Raw genomic sequence first — 18096 nt, forward strand, 5'->3', positions numbered from 1 at the left:
TATTTTTATGCGAATAATCTTGTAATTCCAACAACAAAACGACGGCGGCGCTGTTCAATGACTCTTCGAATCGCAATCAATGGTTTTGGCCGCATCGGCCGTAATGTCCTGCGCGCACTGTATACCCAAGGCTATCGTCAGGATTTGCAGATCGTCGCCATCAACGATCTGGGCGACAGCGCGATCAATGCGCATCTGCTCAAGTACGACACCGTTCATGGCACGTTCGACGCCGAAGTTGCCCATGACAACGAGAGCCTGACCGTCAACGGCGACCGCATTTCGGTCAGCGCCATCCGCAACCCGGCCGACCTGCCATGGGCCGCGGAAAAGATCGATGTGGTGTTCGAATGCACCGGTCTGTTCACCGACCGGGCCAAAGCCGCCGCGCATATTACCGCCGGCGCACGCAAAGTGATCATCTCGGCCCCGGCCAAAGGCGCCGATGCCACCGTCGTTTATGGCGTGAACCACGACATTCTGCGCCAGTCGCACCAGATCATTTCCAACGCCTCGTGCACCACCAACTGCCTGGCCCCGGTGGCCCAGGTGCTGCACCGCGAACTGGGCATCGAAAGCGGTCTGATGACCACCATCCACGCCTACACCAACGACCAGAACCTGACCGACGTCTATCACACCGACCCGTACCGCGCCCGCTCCGCCACCCAGAACATGATCCCGAGCAAGACCGGCGCCGCCGAAGCCGTGGGCCTGGTGCTGCCGGAACTGGCGGGCAAGCTGACCGGCATGGCCGTGCGCGTGCCGGTGATCAATGTGTCGCTGGTTGACCTGACCGTGCAGTTGAAGCGCGAAGCCTCGGCCGATGAAGTCAATGCACTGATGAAAGCGGCGAGCCAGCATTCGAAGATCCTCGGCTACAACACCCTGCCGCTGGTATCGAGCGACTTCAACCACAACCCGCTGTCGTCGATCTTCGATGCCAACCACACCAAATCCAGCGGCAAACTGCTGAAAGTGCTGGCCTGGTACGACAACGAGTGGGGCTTCTCCAACCGCATGCTCGATAACTGCCTGGCGCTGTGCAACGCGGAATAAAATGCCTACCCCCTGTGGGAGCGGGCTTGCTCGCGAATGCGGTGGGTCAGTCGACATATTTATTGCCTGACACGACGCTTTCGCGAGCAAGCCCGCTCCCACAGAGTTGATTTCAATCTGAAATCAACACTTGACCACTCGAGCGGATGATAAGCATTATCATTCGCTCGAAATGGATCAGGTCTTCCCGTGAGTCAATCACACTTCAACCACGTCTTCCTCGCCCAGCGCACGTCGCTGCTGCGGACCCTGGAACGGATGGTCAATAACCCCAGCACCGCCGAAGACCTGTTGCAGGAAACCTACCTGCGCGTCACCCGGGCGCTGAGCGAACGGGCCATCGATCACCTTGAACCCTTTGTCTTCCAGACCGCGCGCAACCTGGCGCTGGACCATTTGCGTGCGCGCAAGATTCACTCACGCACCATGGTCGACGACGTGCCGCAGGACGTGGTGCACAGCGTCGCCGCCCCCGCCAGCAGCGCCGAAGACGCCGCCCACGCCGAACAATTGCTGGAGCGCCTGAACGTGAGCCTCGCTGAACTCAGCCCCCGCCAACAGCAAATCTTCATCCTCAGCCGCCTGCACGGGCACAGTTATCAGGAAATCGCCGAAGAACTGAGCGTGTCCCTCAGCACGGTGCAGAAAGAACTCAAACTGATCATGACCATTTGCATCGGTGTCGCCGAACGCTTGAATGGCGACTGATGCTGTAGGTTTTTTGTAAGGGCCAGGATCGACTGCACTGATCATCGGGCTTTGTTACCCTTGCCCGACGTTTACGCTTCACTAAAAAACAGCCGTGCACAGACACTGCCGAGGAAACACCGTGACGGACATCCACCGCTCCCCTTCGCCTTCATCGGCGCAGGACGCCGCCAGCGCAATGGACCAGGCTCTGGACTGGCTCATCGTGCTCGGCAGTCCGGACGAGGAGCAGACCCGGCAATTCCATGCCTGGCTGGCGGCCGATCCGTTGAACGCCGAGGCGTTCGCCAAGGCCCAGGCAATCTGGGACGGCCCGCAGATCGCCCAGTGCGCGCAGAACCTTGCGGCCAAACCGAAGAAAGTCAGCATCCTCACTCGTTTGCGTCCGCACTGGAAACCACTGGCCACTGCCGCGGTGCTGCTGCTCGGCCTGTTCAACTTCAGCAACCTGCCGATGCGTTTGCAGGCCGATCACCTGACCGTGGTCGGCGAGCGTCAGCGCTTGCAGCTCGAGGACGGTTCGAAAGTCCTGCTCAACACCAATTCCGCGTTCTCCAGCACGATCAACGATCGGCAGCGGGTTGCGCGCCTGTATCAGGGCGAAGCGTTTTTCGAGATTCCGGCCAGCCGCAACCAGCCACTGGAAATCGACGCCGGCCCGGTGAAAGCCAGCGTGCGCGATACCGCATTCGCCGTACGTTATCTGGACGGCGTGGCGCAGGTGCGGGTGCAGCGTGGCGATGTCGATCTGCGGGCGACCCGTGACGATGCACGGGTGCGGCTGTCCGCCGGGGAAAGCATCCGCATCGGTCCAAACGGTTTCGACCGCCCGGCCAAGGTCGACGCCGCCACCGATCTGGCCTGGGTGCAAGGTCGGCTGATCTTCGAGAACTGCCCGCTGAATCAGGTGCTGGCCGAACTGCGCCGCTACTATCCGGGCTTCATCATCAACACCAACGAACAGTTGGCCGATGTTGCCGTCACCGGCAATTACCGTCTTGACCAGCCGCTGGACGTGGTGCGTTCGCTCGCTCACATCACCTCGGCCAAGCTTCGGGAATTCCCGGCGCTGGTGATCCTGAACTAAATGAGAATTATTTTTACTCGATAGCCAAAGCTCGTTCGTCTCGTTATAGCCAATGCAATTGATTCGCATCTCGCGAGATCAATCAGCACCTATAAAGATTCGTGCGACACGGAGCGCTATCGATGTCCTCACGCCTTACCCGCCAGACTTCTTCCCCTTCCCGCGTGCTGTCGCTGCTGACCGCCGCCATCCTGATGGCCGGCACCGCGCCGCTGATGGCCGCCCCCGAACAACCGGCGCGCAACATGGGCGATTACTCGTTCGCCATCGGCCAGCAGCCGCTGGTATCGGCGCTCAATGCGTTCACCGCTGTCACGGGCTGGCAGGTCGGTTTGCCGGCGGAACTGGGTCAAGACGTGTCGTCGCCGGGCGTGCGCGGTTCGCTGCCACCGGAAAAAGCCCTGGAGCGCCTGTTGGTGGGGACCAACCTGAGCTTCCGCAAACTGAGCAACAGCAACGTCGTGCTGGAAAAGCGCGCCAGCAGCGGCGCACTTAACCTCGATCAAGTGACCATCAGCGCCACCCGTCAGGAACAGTCGGTGAACAGCGTGCCCAGCACCGTCACCGTGCACACCCGCGAAGAACTCGACCGCAACAACGTCAACACCATCAAGGATCTGGTGCGCTACGAGCCGGGCGTGTCCGTCGGCGGCGCCGGCCAGCGCGGCGGGATCAGCGGCTACAACATTCGCGGCATCGACGGTGATCGCATCCTGACTCAGGTCGACGGCGTCGAAGTGCCGGACGGTTTCTTCAACGGCCCGTACGCCAAGACCCAGCGCAATTACGTTGACCCTGAAATCGTCAAACGTGTCGAAATCCTTCGCGGCCCGGCCTCGGTGCTGTACGGCAGCAACGCCATCGGCGGCGCCGTCAGCTACTACACCCTCGACCCGGACGACATCATCAAGCCCGGCAAAGACGTCGGCGCCCGCCTGAAAACCGGCTACAGCTCCGCCGACGAGAGCTGGCTGAAATCCGCCACCGTCGCCGGTCGCGCCGAGCAATTCGACGGTTTGCTGCATTACAGCCAGCGCGACGGTCATGAAACCGACTCCTACGGCAGCAACAACGGCACGGGCCTGGAGCGCACCGCCGCCAACCCGGAGGACGTGAAAGCGACCAACGTGCTGGCCAAGCTCGGCTGGAACTACAACGAAGGTTCGCGCCTGGGCCTGACCTACGAAAAGTACAAGGATGATCGCGACACCGATCAGAAAAGCGCTTACGGCGGCCCGTACTTCAACGGTGCCCCGACCATTCCGAACAGCGTGCTGCCCGGCGGCATGTACCAGTGGCGCACCGGCAACGACACCATCACCCGCGAGCGCTTCGGCCTGGAGCACAGCTTCGAGTTGAACAGCCTGCTGGCGGACAACGTGAAGTGGAGCCTCAACCACCAGACCGCCAAGACTGACCAGAGCACCGACGAGTTCTACTACCCGATGACCCGTAAAGTGCTGCGCACCCGCGACACGATCTACGAGGAAAAACAGTGGGTGTTCGATGCGCAACTGGACAAGGCCTTCGCCATCGGTGACACCGATCACGTGCTGACCTACGTCACCACGATCAAACAGCAGAAGGTCACCGGCTCGCGCAGCGGCGACGGCAAGTGCCTGGCAATCGGTCGCGGCTGCACCGCCATCGGCGCTACCAGTGCGGCCGACGTGCTGAAGAAGTCCAGCGACTTCCCGGACCCGACCATCAATACCTACAGCCTGTTCGCCCAGGATCAGATCAGCTGGAACAAATGGACCTTCCTGCCGGGCCTGCGCTACGACTACACCCAGCTCAAGCCGCACATCACCCAGGAGTTCCTCAACACCGTGGCCGCCGACGGCAACGGTACGGTCAGCGATGAGAACAAGACCTGGCATAAAGTCTCGCCGAAATTCGGCCTGACCTACGCCCTGACCGACAACTACACCTGGTACGGCCAGTACGCCGAAGGCTTCCGCACCCCGACCGCAAAAGCGCTGTACGGCCGCTTCGAGAACAGCACCACCGGCTACAACGTGGCGCCGAACCCGGACTTGGAACCGGAAAAAAGCAAAAGCTATGAAACCGGTCTGCGCGGCAACTTCGAGCAAGGCTCGTTCGACGTGGCGGTGTTCTATAACCAGTACCGCGATTTCATCAACGAAGACGCCGTCACCCCGGGATATAGCGAGCTGACGTTCCAATCCAGCAACATCAAGCACGCCACCATCAAGGGTGCTGAAGTCAAAGGTCGCCTGAACCTGGATTCCTTCGGCGCACCGCAAGGCCTGTACACCCAGGGTTCGATTGCCTATGCCTACGGTCGCAACAACGACAACGGCGAGCCGTTGAACAGCGTCAACCCGCTGACCGGCGTATTCGGCCTCGGTTACGACCAGGACAACTACGGCGGCTTGCTGAGCTGGACCGTGGTCAAGAAGAAGGATCGCGTTGACGACAGCAACTTCAAGTCGCCGGACGGCGTCAGCAGCCAGTTCAAGACTCCGGGCTTCGGCATTCTCGATCTGACCGGCTATTACAAAGTCACCGACGACGTCACCGTCAGCGGCGGCATCTACAACCTGACCGACAAGAAGTACTGGCTGTGGGATGACGTGCGCGGTTACGACAGCGTCGGCGAAGCCTCGGTGACACAACCGGCGAACCTCGATCGCCTGACCCAGCCGGGTCGCAACTTCGCGATCAATCTGGTCTGGGATATCTGATCCGGATGACCTCACGGCGCGTGTGCATTGCCGCGCCGTGAGTTTTTTTACTGTCCGGCGCTTGCCCGTACGTCTCGTTATCAAGCGCCTCTTCTTTTCAAGGACATCTCATGAGCACCCCGGAAAAAGCCCTGCGTTCGCAACGTCTGAACCAGATCACCCACGAGCCGCACAGCAAGCTCGATGCGCTGGTCAAGGCTCACGCGCCGTTCGAGACCCGTGCCAATTTCGCCCGTTTCGTGGTCGCGCAGTACCTGTTCCAGTCGGAACTGGTGTCGCTGTACAACGATGCCGAACTCACCGCCATCGTCCCTGACCTGCCGGCCCGCTGCCGCGCCGAAGCGGCCAGGGCCGATCTCGCGGTTCTGGACACCGAAGTGCCTGCACCCGTCGCCGGTGCGGTGAAAAACCCGAGCAAGGCCCGCGCCCTGGGCTGGATTTTCGTGTCGGAGGGTTCCAAGCTCGGCGCCGCGTTTCTGATCAAACGCGCCGTGGCGCTGGACCTGAGCGAAACCTTCGGCGCCCGTCACCTGGGCGAACCTGAAGGCGGTCGTGCCGAAGGCTGGAAGCGTTTTGTGCGTACCCTCGATTCGCTGCAATTCAGCGCTGAAGAGGAAGCCGAAGTGGAGCAAGGCGCGATCGATGCGTTCAACCGCTTCACGGTGCTGCTGGAACATGCTTACGCCACCGAAGCCGAACCGGCCTGATCCCAGCCACACCGTAAACCCTGTGGGAGCTGGCTTGCCAGCGATGACGGCGTGTCAGACAACATCCCTGTCGACTGACCGGACGCTATCGCTGGCAAGCCAGCTCCCACAAGGAATTGCGTAAGTCTGTAAGATTCCCACCCTGTCACATAAGCCTCTCGCTGAGCCCATGCCCCAACCCGCCTCCTCCCGACTCGCCCGCCTGCTGTTCGGCCTGCTCGCCTATGTCAGCCTCGGCATCGGCCTGATCGCCATCGTCGTGCCCGGCCTGCCGACCACCGAGTTCATCCTGCTCGCCGCCTGGGCGGCCACCCGCAGTTCGCCGCGCCTGAGCGCCTGGCTGGAAAACCATCGGCTGTTCGGGCCGATCCTGAGCAACTGGCGCAACGGCAAGATCATCGCCCGCAAGGCCAAGGTCAGCGCCACGGTCAGCATGCTGCTGTGCGCAACCCTGATGCTGGTGATGCTCGATCATGGCTGGCCGGTCTATCTGGCGATCGCCGGCATGACAATGGGCAACCTCTGGATCTGGTCACGCCCGGAGTCTTTGCCGAAGATTTCCTGATTTTTCCCTTCTTTTCAGGGCATTTGCCCGCGCAAACGTTTTGCCTTGACCGTTCGTCGGCATAGGACTCATGCGCCCTCGCCCCGCGCCGATGAGCATGGAATGGCGCTGAATGGATTTGGCAAACCGGGCACCTCCCTGCCCCGTAGCCAACCGTTCATTCATTCGCGAGAACACCCCATGTTCGACTCCCTGTCCATTCGCCTGAAAATCGTCCTGCTGTCCGGGCTGTGCCTGCTCGGCGTGGTTGCGCTGATCGTCGGCATCAACCTCTACCAGACCAACCAGAACGACAAACTGGTCAGCGACTCGAGCAGCAAGATGCTCACCGCCAGCGTGCAGAACCTGCTGCAGGCCAAGGCTGCCGAGCAGGCGGTACAGGTACAGAAAACCTTCGGCGAGAGCCTGCTGGTGATCACCGCCCTGGCCGACCAGATCAAGGACATGCGCATCATGGCCGCCAAGCGTTCGCTGGACGCCGGGGCCTTGCGTGAAGAACTGAACCAGAGCCTGAAAACCGCCTTCGAGCGCAACAGCAATGTGCTCGGCATCTGGCTGGCCTTCGAACCCAACGGCCTGGACGGCAAGGACAGCGAATTCGCCAACGATGCCGCGCGCCAGTCCAACGAGGCGGGACGCTTCGCCAGTTACTGGAGCCGTGCTGCGGGTCCGGCGCTGAACACGATCATGGTCGAAGACGACATGAACAAGACCACCCTCAGCCTCAGCGGCACGCCTTACAACAGCTGGTACACCTGCCCTCGCGACAACAAGCGCACCTGCCTGCTCGACCCTTACGCCGATACCGTGGGCGGCAAGGAAATGCTCATGACCACCATTTCCGTGCCACTGCTGGTGGACGGCAAGGCCATCGGCGTGGTCGGCATCGACATTGCCCTCGATGCGCTGCAAGCGGCGGCCGTGGGTTCCCAGCGTGACCTGTTCAACGGTGCCGGGCACATGCTGATCGTCTCCGGCAGCGGCGTACTCGGCGCCTACAGCACCGACGCGACCAAGGTCGGCAAAGGCATCGCCGAAACCCTCGGTGCCGAAGGCAAGGACATCCTGCAACTGCTGAGCGCCGGCACGCCGAAGATTCTCGAACAGGGCGATCTGATCCGCGCCGTGTACCCGGTCGATCCCATCGGCAATTCCCGGGCCTGGGGCGTGGTCATCGACCTGCCGAAACAAGTACTGCTGGCCGACTCGGTCAAGCTGCAGGCGGTGCTCGACGATGCACAGAAAACCGGCATGATTACCGCGTTGTCGGTGGCCGTGATCGCCGGTCTGATCGGTCTTGTGCTGATCTGGCTCACCGCCTCCGGTGTGACCCGCCCGATCAACAGCGTCGCCGAAATGCTGAAGAACATCGCCAGCGGTGAAGGCGACCTGACCCAGCGTCTGAATTACAGCAAGAAGGATGAACTGGGCGAACTGGTGAACTGGTTCAACCGCTTCCTCGACAAGCTGCAACCGACCATCGCCCAGATCAAACAGAGCATCACCGAGGCCCGTGGCACCGCCGATCAGTCGTCGGAAATTGCCCGCCAGACCAGCGAAGGCATGCAGGTGCAGTTCCGCGAGATCGATCAGGTTGCAACCGCCTCCAACGAAATGAGCGCCACCGCCCACGACGTCGCCAACAGCGCCTCGAATGCGGCCAACGCGGCGAAAGGTGCCGACCAGTCGGCCAAGGACGGGATGTCGATCATCGAGCGCAGCACCCGCGACATCAATCAACTGGCCGATGAAGTCAGCAAAGCGGTGACCGAAGTCGAAGAGCTGGCGGTCAACAGCGAGCAGATCGGTTCGGTACTGGAAGTGATCCGCAGCATCGCCGAACAGACCAACCTGCTGGCGCTGAACGCCGCGATCGAAGCGGCCCGTGCCGGTGAAAGCGGTCGTGGTTTTGCGGTGGTGGCCGACGAAGTCCGTAACCTCGCCAAGCGCACTCAGGATTCGGTGGAAGAAATCCGCGTGGTCATCGAACGCATCCAGACCGGCACCCGTGGGGTGGTCGCGACCATGCATTCGAGCCAGACCCAGGCCCACAACAACGCCGGGCAGATCCGCCAGGCCGTGGACGCCCTCGGCAAGATCAGCGACGCGGTCACCGTGATCAGCGACATGAACCTGCAGATCGCCAGCGCTGCCGAACAGCAGAGCGCGGTGGCCGAAGAGGTCAATCGCAACGTCTCGGCGATCCGCACCGTCACCGAGACCCTGACCGAACAGGCCACCGAATCGGCGGCGATCAGCAGCCAGCTCAACGCTCTGGCCAGCCAGCAGATGAAACTGATGGATCAGTTCCGCGTGTGATCGCAGTCGCCCTAAATCCCTGTGGGAGCTGGCTTGCCAGCGATGGCGGTAGATCAGTCGATACATTGTTGACTGGCACTTCGTAATCGCTGGCAAGCCAGCTCCCACAGGGACCGGTGATGTCCGGTAAATCGGGGATTTCATCTAAGCCAACAGCGTTTTGCACTATTCTGCCCTCTCGTTCCGGAGGGCCTTCGATGACTGATCTGCTCACGTCCATTCAAGCCGCGCTCGGCTTGTCCCCCACGCCGATTCCGTTCACCGCCGAGGGCGCCCTGCCCTCGGCGTTTGCCGTTACTGACCTTGCCTGCGCGAGCATTGCCGCTGCCGGGCAGGCAGTCGCCGAACTCCTTCAGCAGCAAACCGGCCACTTGCCCGGCGTAGAAGTCGACCGCCGCCTCGCCTCGTTCTGGTTCGCCACCTCGCTACGGCCGATCGGCTGGGAAGTGCCGCCGCTGTGGGATCCGGTCGCCGGCGATTACGCAACCCGAGACGGCTGGATCCGCCTGCACACCAACGCCCCGCATCACCGCGCCGCCGCTGAAAGGGTGCTCGGCGCCTGTGCCGACCGCGCGGCGATGGCGGCGAAAGTCGCGCAATGGGCCAGTGCCGATCTGGAGCAAGCGGTGGTCGAGGCCAAGGGTTGCGCGGCTGAAATGCGCAGTTGGGAACAGTGGCAAAAACATCCCCAAGGATTGGCGGTGAATGCCGAACCCTTGGTGCATTTCAGTGATGAGAAAGACGAAAGTCGTCAACTCTGGCAAGGCTCTGTGGCGCAGCCATTGGCCGGGCTCAAAGTGCTCGATTTGACCCGCGTCCTTGCCGGCCCGACCGCCAGCCGTTTTCTTGCAGGGCTGGGCGCCAACGTCCTGCGCATCGACCCGCCGACCTGGAACGAGCCCGGCGTGGTGCCGGAAGTGACCCTCGGCAAACGCTGTGCGCGACTGGATCTGCATCAACCGGCAGATCGTGCGGTGCTTGAAGGATTGCTCAAGGATGCCGACATTCTGCTCCACGGCTATCGCGCCGATGCGCTTGAAAACCTCGGTTTTGGTGCCGAACGTCGTCGACAACTGGCACCGGGGCTGATCGACGTCTGCCTCAACGCCTACGGCTGGAGCGGCCCGTGGCAGAACCGCCGGGGCTTCGACAGTCTGGTGCAGATGAGCAGCGGGATTGCCGAGGCCGGGCAGCGCTGGAGACAGGCGGACAAACCGACCCCGCTGCCGGTGCAGGCGCTGGACCATGCGACGGGTTATCTGATGGCGGCGAGTGTGATTCGGTTGCTGGCTGAACGGCTGCGCAGTGGTCGAGGTGGATCGGCACGGTTATCGCTGGCGCGGACGGCGAAGTTGTTGGTTCAGCATGGGCCTGGGACTGACGAAGCGTTGCGTCCGGAAAATCCACAGGATCAAAGCTCGCTGGTGGAACAGACCCCCTGGGGGCCGGCGCATCGGCTACAAGCGCCGCTGCGTATTGCTGGAACGCCGTTGCAGTGGGCTTTGCCGGCGACTGAGTTGGGGTCGCATCAACCGCAGTGGCTCTGAGATTCGTGCGTGGTTTGAGATCGCTGCCCTCATCGGAACGCCCAGCGCCGCCAGATCAGCGCTCGCCAAAACTGTCGCCCGATGAAGGACAACCTCACAGGGACAACACGCCGCTGTACAACCCGTAGGCCGCGAGCCCGGCCCCGGCAATGACGCAGGTAAAAATCCCCTTCTCAAACGTGGTGAACAGCGGCTCACCCTGCTCATGCTTGGCCTTGGCGAACAGAATCACCCCCGGCGCATACAGCAGCGCCGACAACAACAGGTATTTCACCCCGCCGGCATACAACAGCCACACCGCGTAACACAGCGCGATGCCGCCGATCAGCAGATCCTTGGTGCGTTCGGCGGAGGCATGTTCATAGGTTTCACCGCGCCCGCTGAGCAAAACCGCATAGGCCGCCGACCACAGGTACGGCACCAGGATCATCGACGAGGCCAGGTAAATCAGGCTGGTGTAGGTGCCGGCGGAAAACAGCGTGATCAGCAGGAAAATCTGGATCATCACGTTGGTCAGCCACAGCGCATTGACCGGCACATGGTTGGCGTTTTCCTTTTTCAGGAACGCCGGCATGGTCTTGTCCTTGGCCGTGGCAAACAGGATTTCGGCGCACAGCAGCGCCCACGACAGCAATGCACCGAGCAACGAAATCGCCAGGCCGATGCTGATCGCCAGCGCACCCCACGGCCCGACGATGTGTTCCAGCACCGCCGCCAGCGACGGGTTCTGCAGGGTCGCCAGTTCCGGCTGACTCATGATCCCCAGCGACAGCACATTGACCAGCACCAGCAATGCCAGCACACCGATGAACCCGATCACCGTGGCCCGGCCGACGTCAGCCCGTTTCTCGGCCCGTGCCGAGTACACGCTGGCGCCTTCGATGCCGATGAACACGAACACCGTCACCAGCATCATGTTGCGCACCTGATCCATCACCCCGCCGAAATTCGGGTTGCTGTGGCCCCAGATGTCGCGGGTGAAGATGTCGGCCTTGAACGCCACGGCGGCGATGACGATGAACATGATCAGCGGCACGATCTTGGCCACTGTCGTCAGCTGGTTAATGAACGCGGCCTCTTTGATCCCGCGCATCACCAGAAAGTGCACGGCCCACAGCAGCACCGAGGCGCAGCCGATGGCAATCGGTGTGTTGCCCTGGCCGAACACCGGAAAGAAGTAACCGAGGGTGCTGAACAGCAATACGAAATAGCCGACGTTGCCCAGCCAGGCGCTGATCCAGTAACCCCACGCGGAAGAGAAACCCATGTAGTCGCCAAATCCGGCCTTGGCGTAGGCGTAGACGCCGGAATCCAGTTCCGGCTTGCGATTGGCCAGAGTCTGGAACACGAACGCCAGGGTCAGCATTCCGATGGCGGTGATTCCCCAACCGATCAGGATTGCGCCGGCATCGGCACGAGCCGCCATGTTCTGCGGCAAAGAGAAAATTCCCCCGCCAATCATCGACCCCACCACCAGGGCGATCAGTGCGCCAAGGCGCAGTTTTTGCGTCGGTTGCGACATTCAAATCTCCTTGAAAGATGGGACGAGGTTTCATTTGTGACAACTATTAACTAACTGGCTAAAACTCGCTGACGTATTTCAGTTAATGCCAACAAACGCTCACTTATATATAGCCGATGACGCTAACGCCTAGCACATTCAGACAGTTCCGTGCGCTGATCCTGATAAATCGATTCTGTATTGAAAACAGATGTGAAAAATTTGCCAAAACCCGAAAAGCAACTAGCGTCATAACTCGAAAGCAATAGGATCCATTCCCAACAATATCGACCAAAGGCTTCTATGACGGGCCTTCCAGACAATAGCTTTATGCCTTCACTCGCTTCATAAGTCATTCATTAACAATGGAATGTGAGCATGCACTGATCTAAGTCAGCTGTTTGAAAAGCCAACAGATCTACGCTGTGAACTCTTCTCTCCTGCAATGGAGTCATGCAATGTCTGAAGCTCCCGGAAAACTACGACTAGGTGCACTGGTTGCATTGGTAGTCGGCTCAATGATCGGTGGTGGAATATTCTCTTTGCCACAAAACATGGCCGCCAGTGCCGACGTCGGCGCGGTACTGATTGGCTGGGCCATCACCGCAGTCGGCATGCTCACCCTCGCTTTCGTCTTTCAAACCCTCGCCAATCGCAAGCCTGACCTGGACGGCGGTGTCTACGCCTATGCCAAGGCCGGTTTCGGCGATTACATGGGTTTCTCTTCGGCCTGGGGCTACTGGATCAGTGCCTGGCTGGGCAACGTGGGGTACTTCGTTCTGCTGTTCAGCACCCTCGGGTATTTCTTTCCGGTTTTTGGGGAAGGCAACACTGTTGCTGCAGTGATCGGCGCCTCGGTCCTGCTGTGGGGCGTGCACTTCCTGGTGTTGCGCGGGATCAAGGAAGCGGCGTTCATCAACCTGGTGACCACCGTCGCCAAGGTCGTGCCACTGTTGCTGTTCGTACTGATCGCACTCTTCGCCTTCAAACTGGACATCTTCACCGCCGACATCTGGGGCCTGAAAAACCCGGACCTGGGCAGCGTGATGAACCAGGTGCGCAACATGATGCTGGTCACCGTGTGGGTGTTCATCGGCATCGAAGGCGCGAGCATCTTCTCGGCCCGGGCGGAAAAACGTTCGGACGTCGGTAAAGCCACCGTGATCGGTTTCATCACCGTGCTGCTGTTCCTGGTGCTGGTGAACGTGCTGTCGCTGGGCATCATGACCCAGCCGGAACTGGCCAAACTGCAGAACCCGTCGATGGCCGCCGTGCTGGAACACGTGGTCGGTCACTGGGGTGCGGTGCTGATCAGCGTCGGCCTGATCATCTCGCTGCTGGGGGCACTGCTGTCGTGGGTGCTGCTGTGCGCGGAGATCATGTTCGCCGCCGCCAAGGACCACACCATGCCGGAGTTCCTGCGCAAGGAGAACGCCAACCACGTACCGGCCAACGCCCTGTGGCTGACCAACGCGATGGTGCAGCTGTTCCTGGTCATCACCCTGTTCTCGGCCAGCACTTACCTGTCGCTGATCTACCTCGCCACGTCGATGATTCTGGTGCCGTACCTGTGGTCGGCGGCCTACGCCCTGCTGCTGGCGGTGCGCGGCGAAAGCTATGAAGGCTTCGCAGCCGAACGGCGCAAGGACCTGATCATCGGCGCCATCGCCCTGATCTACGCCGTGTGGCTGCTCTACGCCGGTGGCGTGAAGTACCTGCTGCTGTCGGCCCTGCTCTATGCCCCGGGCGCGATCCTGTTCGCCAAGGCCAAGCTCGAACTCAAACAACCGGTTTTCACCAACGTCGAGAAGCTGATTTTCGCCGCAGTGATCGTGGGTGCCCTGGTGGCGGCCTACGGTCTCTACGACGGCTTCCTGACTCTGTAATTGCCAAACGTTTTATCTCTGGAGGATCACTGAAATGACCACGGAAAAAGTTAAGTACGGCGTCCATTCCGAAGCCGGCAAACTGCGCAAAGTCATGGTCTGCTCCCCAGGTCTGGCCCATCAGCGGCTGACCCCGAACAACTGCGATGAACTGCTGTTCGACGACGTGCTGTGGGTCGCTCAGGCCAAGCGCGACCACTTCGACTTCGTGACCAAGATGCGTGAGCGCGGGATCGACGTGCTGGAAATGCACAACCTGCTGACCGATATCGTCGGCAACCCCGAAGCACTGGACTGGATCCTCGATCGCAAGGTCACCGCCGATTCGGTGGGCCTGGGCCTGATCAACGAAGTCAAATCCTGGCTGAAAAGCCTGGAGCCGCGACACATCGCCGAATTCCTGATCGGCGGCGTGTCCGCCGATGACCTGCCGGACAGCTTCGGTGGCAAGACCATCCAGATGTTCCGCGACTTCCTCGGCCACTCCAGCTTCATTCTGCCGCCGCTGCCGAACACCCAGTTCACCCGCGATACCACCTGCTGGATTTACGGTGGCGTGACACTGAACCCGATGTACTGGCCGGCCCGTCGTCAGGAAACCCTGCTGACCACCGCCATCTACAAATTCCATCCGCAATTCACCAACGCCGATTTCGAGATCTGGTACGGCGACCCGGACAAGGATCACGGCAGCTCGACCCTCGAAGGCGGCGACGTGATGCCGATCGGCAACGGCGTGGTGCTGATCGGTATGGGCGAGCGCTCGTCGCGTCAGGCCATCGGCCAACTGGCGCTGAATCTGTTCAAGAACAAGGCTGTGGAAAAAGTCATCGTCGCCGGCCTGCCAAAATCCCGCGCGGCGATGCACCTGGATACCGTGTTCAGCTTCTGCGACCGCGACCTCGTCACGATCTTCCCGGAAGTGGTCAACCAGATCGTCGCCTTCACCCTGCGCCCTGACGAAAGCAAACAGGGCGGCATCGACATCCGTCGCGAAGAAGGCACGTTCCTCGACGTCGTGGCCCAAGCCCTCAACCTGCCGAAGCTGCGCGTCGTCGAAACCGGCGGCAACAGCTTCGCCGCCGAACGCGAGCAATGGGACGACGGCAACAACGTGGTGGCCGTGGAGCCTGGCGTGGTCATCGGCTACGACCGCAACACTTACACCAACACCCTGCTGCGCAAGGCCGGGGTCGAGGTCATCACCATCAGCGCCGGCGAACTGGGCCGTGGCCGTGGCGGCGGCCACTGCATGACCTGCCCGATCATCCGCGACCCAATCGATTACTAAACGACCATCTCCCCGGCCGCACCTATCCCGTAGCGGCCGGGCCGATTACCGAATCCAAGGAGAATCATCATGGCGTTCAACATCCACAACCGTAACCTGCTCAGCCTGGAGCACCACACCCCACGTGAGCTGCGTTACCTGCTCGACCTGTCCCGCGACCTTAAACGCGCCAAGTACACCGGCACCGAGCAACAGCACCTGAAGGGCAACAACATCGCCCTGATCTTCGAAAAAACCTCGACCCGTACCCGCTGCGCGTTCGAAGTCGCCGCTTATGACCAGGGCGCCAACGTTACCTACATCGATCCGAATTCCTCGCAGATCGGCCACAAGGAAAGCATGAAGGACACAGCCCGGGTGCTGGGTCGCATGTACGACGCCATCGAGTACCGTGGCTTCAAGCAGGAAATCGTCGAAGAACTGGCCAAGTTTGCCGGTGTGCCGGTGTTCAACGGCCTGACCGATGAATATCACCCGACCCAGATGATCGCCGACGTGCTGACCATGCGTGAGCATGCCGACAAGCCGATCCACGAGATCAGCTACGCCTACCTGGGCGATGCGCGCAACAACATGGGCAACTCGCTGCTGCTGGTCGGCGCCAAACTCGGCATGGACGTGCGCATCTGCGCACCGAAAGCCCTGTGGCCCCACGATGACCTGGTGCAGCGCTGCAAGAAATACGCGGAAGAAAGCGGTGCCCGCATCACCCTGACCGAAGACCCGAAAGCCGCCGTCAAGGGCGTCGATTTCATCCACACCGACGTCTGGGTATCGATGGGCGAGCCGGTGGAAGCCTGGGCCGAGCGTATCCAGCAACTGCTGCCGTATCAGGTCAACGCCGAGCTGATGAAAGCCACCGGCAACCCGCGCACCAAGTTCATGCACTGCCTGCCGGCGTTCCACAACAGCGATACCAAGGTCGGCAAACAGATCGCCGAACAGTATCCGCACCTGGCCAACGGCATCGAAGTGACCGACGACGTGTTCGAGTCGCCTGCCTGCATCGCCTTCGAGCAAGCGGAAAACCGCATGCACACCATCAAGGCGATTCTGGTGTCGACCCTGGCTGATCTGTAACCCACTGAGGGAACCGCCTCCCCATGTGGGAGCGGGCTTGCTCACGAAAGCGGAGTGTCATTCAACAGTGATGTCGACTGATCTGACGCCTTCGCGAGCAAGCCCGCTCCCACAAGGGATCCTGGTTTCAACATGGACACGAGTCGTTTGCCATTCCTCTGTACAAGAAGGACAAGCACCATGCGTATCGTCGTAGCTCTGGGCGGTAACGCCCTGCTCCGCCGTGGCGAGCCGATGACCGCTGACAACCAGCGCGCCAACATCCGCATCGCCACCGAGCAAATCGCCAAGATTCATCCCGGCAATCAACTGGTCATCGCCCACGGCAATGGCCCGCAAGTCGGTCTGCTGTCGTTGCAGGCAGCGGCCTACACCTCCGTCACCCCTTACCCGCTGGACGTGCTCGGTGCCGAAACCGAAGGCATGATCGGCTACATCATCGAACAGGAACTGGGCAATCTGCTGGACTTCGAGGTGCCGTTCGCAACCCTGCTGACCCAGGTTGAAGTCGATGCCAAGGACCCGGCGTTCCAGAACCCGAGTAAACCCATCGGCCCGGTCTACGAGAAAGCCGAAGCGGAAAAACTCGCCGCCGAAAAAGGCTGGGCGATTGCCCCGGACGGCGACAAGTTCCGCCGCGTGGTGGCCAGCCCACGGCCGAAACGCATCTTTGAAATCCGCCCGATCAAGTGGCTGCTGGACAAGGGCAGCATCGTGATCTGCGCCGGCGGTGGCGGCATTCCGACCATGTACGACGAGAACCGCAATCTCAAAGGCATCGAAGCGGTGATCGACAAGGACCTGTGCTCGGCGCTGCTGGCCGAACAGCTGGAAGCGGACTTGCTGGTGATCGCCACCGACGTCAACGCGGCGTACATCGACTTCAAAAAACCAACCCAGAAAGCCATCGCCGAGGCGCATCCGGATGAACTCGAACGACTGGGTTTTGCCGCGGGGTCCATGGGACCAAAGGTTCAGGCAGCCTGCGAATTCGCGCGCCATACTGGCAAGGTCGCGGTGATCGGTTCGCTCTCGGACATCGAAGCCATCGTCCAGGGCACCGCCGGTACACGGGTCAGCACGGCAGCGCCAGGCATCACCTACCGATAACAAGAAACTCCGGGGGCAGATCTCAGGTCTGCCCTTCTCCCATGCCTTGAAAGGAGAAAACCATGGCCCAGTTCGAACCCGGCCGCTTGCACATCGAGCGCCACGCGTTAACTGACGACGACGTCAATTACAACGTGCACCTCGACTATGAAGTGTTCACCGATCCCCAGAAAGGCAAAGGGATACAGTTCACCCTGCATGGCAGCATGCAGGGAAAAGAGGTCAAAGAACCGTTCTTTCTGCCCAAGGAGGAAGCCTACAACTTCGCTCGCAACGTGACGCAAATTGCCGAAAAGTACGGCATCCCCAAGAGTCACAGCCAGATCGGCTCGGTGCACAAACATTACGACCTGATGTTTGAAGACATCCGCAAGCAGTTGAATATGCAATCCGGGGATCCGGTCAATCCCGAGCATTTCGAGTAACCCCAAAAGCCCCCTCCCGGAGGGAGAGGGCTGGGGTGAGTTGCTTGCTCAAGGTACACCGACCTGAAATAGCGAGCCGAACTCAAGTTTTGAAAAGCCCCCA

The 18096-nt window shown here is 60.8% G+C and carries 13 protein-coding genes and 2 pseudogenes; 14 read left to right on the forward strand and 1 reads right to left on the reverse strand.

Annotation, left to right across the window (positions count from 1 at the left end):
* Nucleotides 1-57: 57 nt before the first annotated feature.
* The 9 genes and pseudogenes from gap to NE357_RS22100 all read left to right on the forward strand — a co-directional run bounded on the left by gap (nucleotide 58) and on the right by NE357_RS22100 (nucleotide 10700).
* Nucleotides 58-1059, forward strand: a complete 1002-nt coding sequence (gap, locus tag NE357_RS22060) for a type I glyceraldehyde-3-phosphate dehydrogenase (RefSeq protein ID WP_007951174.1) — start codon at nucleotides 58-60, stop codon at nucleotides 1057-1059.
* A gap of 189 nt (nucleotides 1060-1248) precedes the next feature.
* Nucleotides 1249-1767, forward strand: coding sequence for an RNA polymerase sigma factor (locus NE357_RS22065; RefSeq protein ID WP_169431603.1), 519 nt, complete (start codon nucleotides 1249-1251; stop codon nucleotides 1765-1767).
* 121 nt (nucleotides 1768-1888) lie between these two features.
* Nucleotides 1889-2854, forward strand: a complete 966-nt coding sequence (locus tag NE357_RS22070) for a FecR family protein (protein ID WP_169431604.1) — start codon at nucleotides 1889-1891, stop codon at nucleotides 2852-2854.
* Nucleotides 2855-2976: 122 nt separating this feature from the next.
* Entirely contained in the window at nucleotides 2977-5562 is a 2586-nt protein-coding gene (locus tag NE357_RS22075) for a TonB-dependent receptor (protein WP_169431605.1), read from the forward strand.
* 110 nt (nucleotides 5563-5672) lie between these two features.
* A complete protein-coding gene (locus tag NE357_RS22080; RefSeq protein WP_169431606.1) occupies nucleotides 5673-6269 on the forward strand; it encodes a biliverdin-producing heme oxygenase in 597 nt (198 codons plus the stop codon).
* Nucleotides 6270-6438: 169 nt separating this feature from the next.
* A complete protein-coding gene (locus NE357_RS22085; protein WP_169431607.1) occupies nucleotides 6439-6834 on the forward strand; it encodes a YbaN family protein in 396 nt (131 codons plus the stop codon).
* A gap of 453 nt (nucleotides 6835-7287) precedes the next feature.
* Nucleotides 7288-8247: pseudogene (locus NE357_RS22090) on the forward strand (PDC sensor domain-containing protein); the annotation flags it as partial.
* 378 nt (nucleotides 8248-8625) lie between these two features.
* Nucleotides 8626-9153: pseudogene (locus NE357_RS22095) on the forward strand (methyl-accepting chemotaxis protein); the annotation flags it as partial.
* A 197-nt stretch (nucleotides 9154-9350) separates the two neighbouring features.
* A complete protein-coding gene (locus NE357_RS22100; RefSeq protein WP_169431609.1) occupies nucleotides 9351-10700 on the forward strand; it encodes a CoA transferase in 1350 nt (449 codons plus the stop codon).
* A 94-nt stretch (nucleotides 10701-10794) separates the two neighbouring features.
* Here NE357_RS22100 and arcD (NE357_RS22105) read toward each other — a convergent pair whose 3' ends face one another.
* Entirely contained in the window at nucleotides 10795-12222 is a 1428-nt protein-coding gene (arcD, locus tag NE357_RS22105; RefSeq protein ID WP_169431610.1) for an arginine-ornithine antiporter, read from the reverse strand.
* Between the two features lie 437 nt (nucleotides 12223-12659).
* Between arcD (NE357_RS22105) and arcD (NE357_RS22110) the strand changes: the two genes are divergently transcribed.
* The 5 genes from arcD (NE357_RS22110) to NE357_RS22130 all read left to right on the forward strand — a co-directional run bounded on the left by arcD (NE357_RS22110) (nucleotide 12660) and on the right by NE357_RS22130 (nucleotide 17993).
* On the forward strand, nucleotides 12660-14087 hold the full coding sequence (gene arcD, locus NE357_RS22110; protein WP_169431611.1) for an arginine-ornithine antiporter: 1428 nt from the start codon (nucleotides 12660-12662) through the stop codon (nucleotides 14085-14087).
* Nucleotides 14088-14121: 34 nt separating this feature from the next.
* Entirely contained in the window at nucleotides 14122-15378 is a 1257-nt protein-coding gene (gene arcA / locus NE357_RS22115) for an arginine deiminase (protein WP_169431612.1), read from the forward strand.
* A 69-nt stretch (nucleotides 15379-15447) separates the two neighbouring features.
* A complete protein-coding gene (locus tag NE357_RS22120; RefSeq protein ID WP_169431613.1) occupies nucleotides 15448-16458 on the forward strand; it encodes an ornithine carbamoyltransferase in 1011 nt (336 codons plus the stop codon).
* A gap of 180 nt (nucleotides 16459-16638) precedes the next feature.
* On the forward strand, nucleotides 16639-17568 hold the full coding sequence (arcC, locus tag NE357_RS22125) for a carbamate kinase (RefSeq protein WP_169431614.1): 930 nt from the start codon (nucleotides 16639-16641) through the stop codon (nucleotides 17566-17568).
* Nucleotides 17569-17630: 62 nt separating this feature from the next.
* A complete protein-coding gene (locus tag NE357_RS22130; RefSeq protein WP_169431615.1) occupies nucleotides 17631-17993 on the forward strand; it encodes a DUF5064 family protein in 363 nt (120 codons plus the stop codon).
* The last annotated feature ends 103 nt before the right edge of the window (nucleotides 17994-18096 follow it).

Source organism: Pseudomonas sp. G7(2022) (genome assembly GCF_052660475.1).

What these genes read in the sequence shown, in the direction of transcription:
- gap (WP_007951174.1), top strand. Translation starts at nt 58, where the DNA reads ATGACTCTTCGAATCGCAATCAATGGTTTTGGCCGCATCGGCCGTAAT.
- NE357_RS22075 (WP_169431605.1), top strand. Translation starts at nt 2,977, where the DNA reads ATGTCCTCACGCCTTACCCGCCAGACTTCTTCCCCTTCCCGCGTGCTG.
- NE357_RS22080 (WP_169431606.1), top strand. Translation starts at nt 5,673, where the DNA reads ATGAGCACCCCGGAAAAAGCCCTGCGTTCGCAACGTCTGAACCAGATC.
- NE357_RS22085 (WP_169431607.1), top strand. Translation starts at nt 6,439, where the DNA reads ATGCCCCAACCCGCCTCCTCCCGACTCGCCCGCCTGCTGTTCGGCCTG.
- NE357_RS22100 (WP_169431609.1), top strand. Translation starts at nt 9,351, where the DNA reads ATGACTGATCTGCTCACGTCCATTCAAGCCGCGCTCGGCTTGTCCCCC.
- arcD (WP_169431610.1), bottom strand. Translation starts at nt 12,222, where the DNA reads ATGTCGCAACCGACGCAAAAACTGCGCCTTGGCGCACTGATCGCCCTG.
- arcD (WP_169431611.1), top strand. Translation starts at nt 12,660, where the DNA reads ATGTCTGAAGCTCCCGGAAAACTACGACTAGGTGCACTGGTTGCATTG.
- arcA (WP_169431612.1), top strand. Translation starts at nt 14,122, where the DNA reads ATGACCACGGAAAAAGTTAAGTACGGCGTCCATTCCGAAGCCGGCAAA.
- NE357_RS22120 (WP_169431613.1), top strand. Translation starts at nt 15,448, where the DNA reads ATGGCGTTCAACATCCACAACCGTAACCTGCTCAGCCTGGAGCACCAC.
- arcC (WP_169431614.1), top strand. Translation starts at nt 16,639, where the DNA reads ATGCGTATCGTCGTAGCTCTGGGCGGTAACGCCCTGCTCCGCCGTGGC.
- NE357_RS22130 (WP_169431615.1), top strand. Translation starts at nt 17,631, where the DNA reads ATGGCCCAGTTCGAACCCGGCCGCTTGCACATCGAGCGCCACGCGTTA.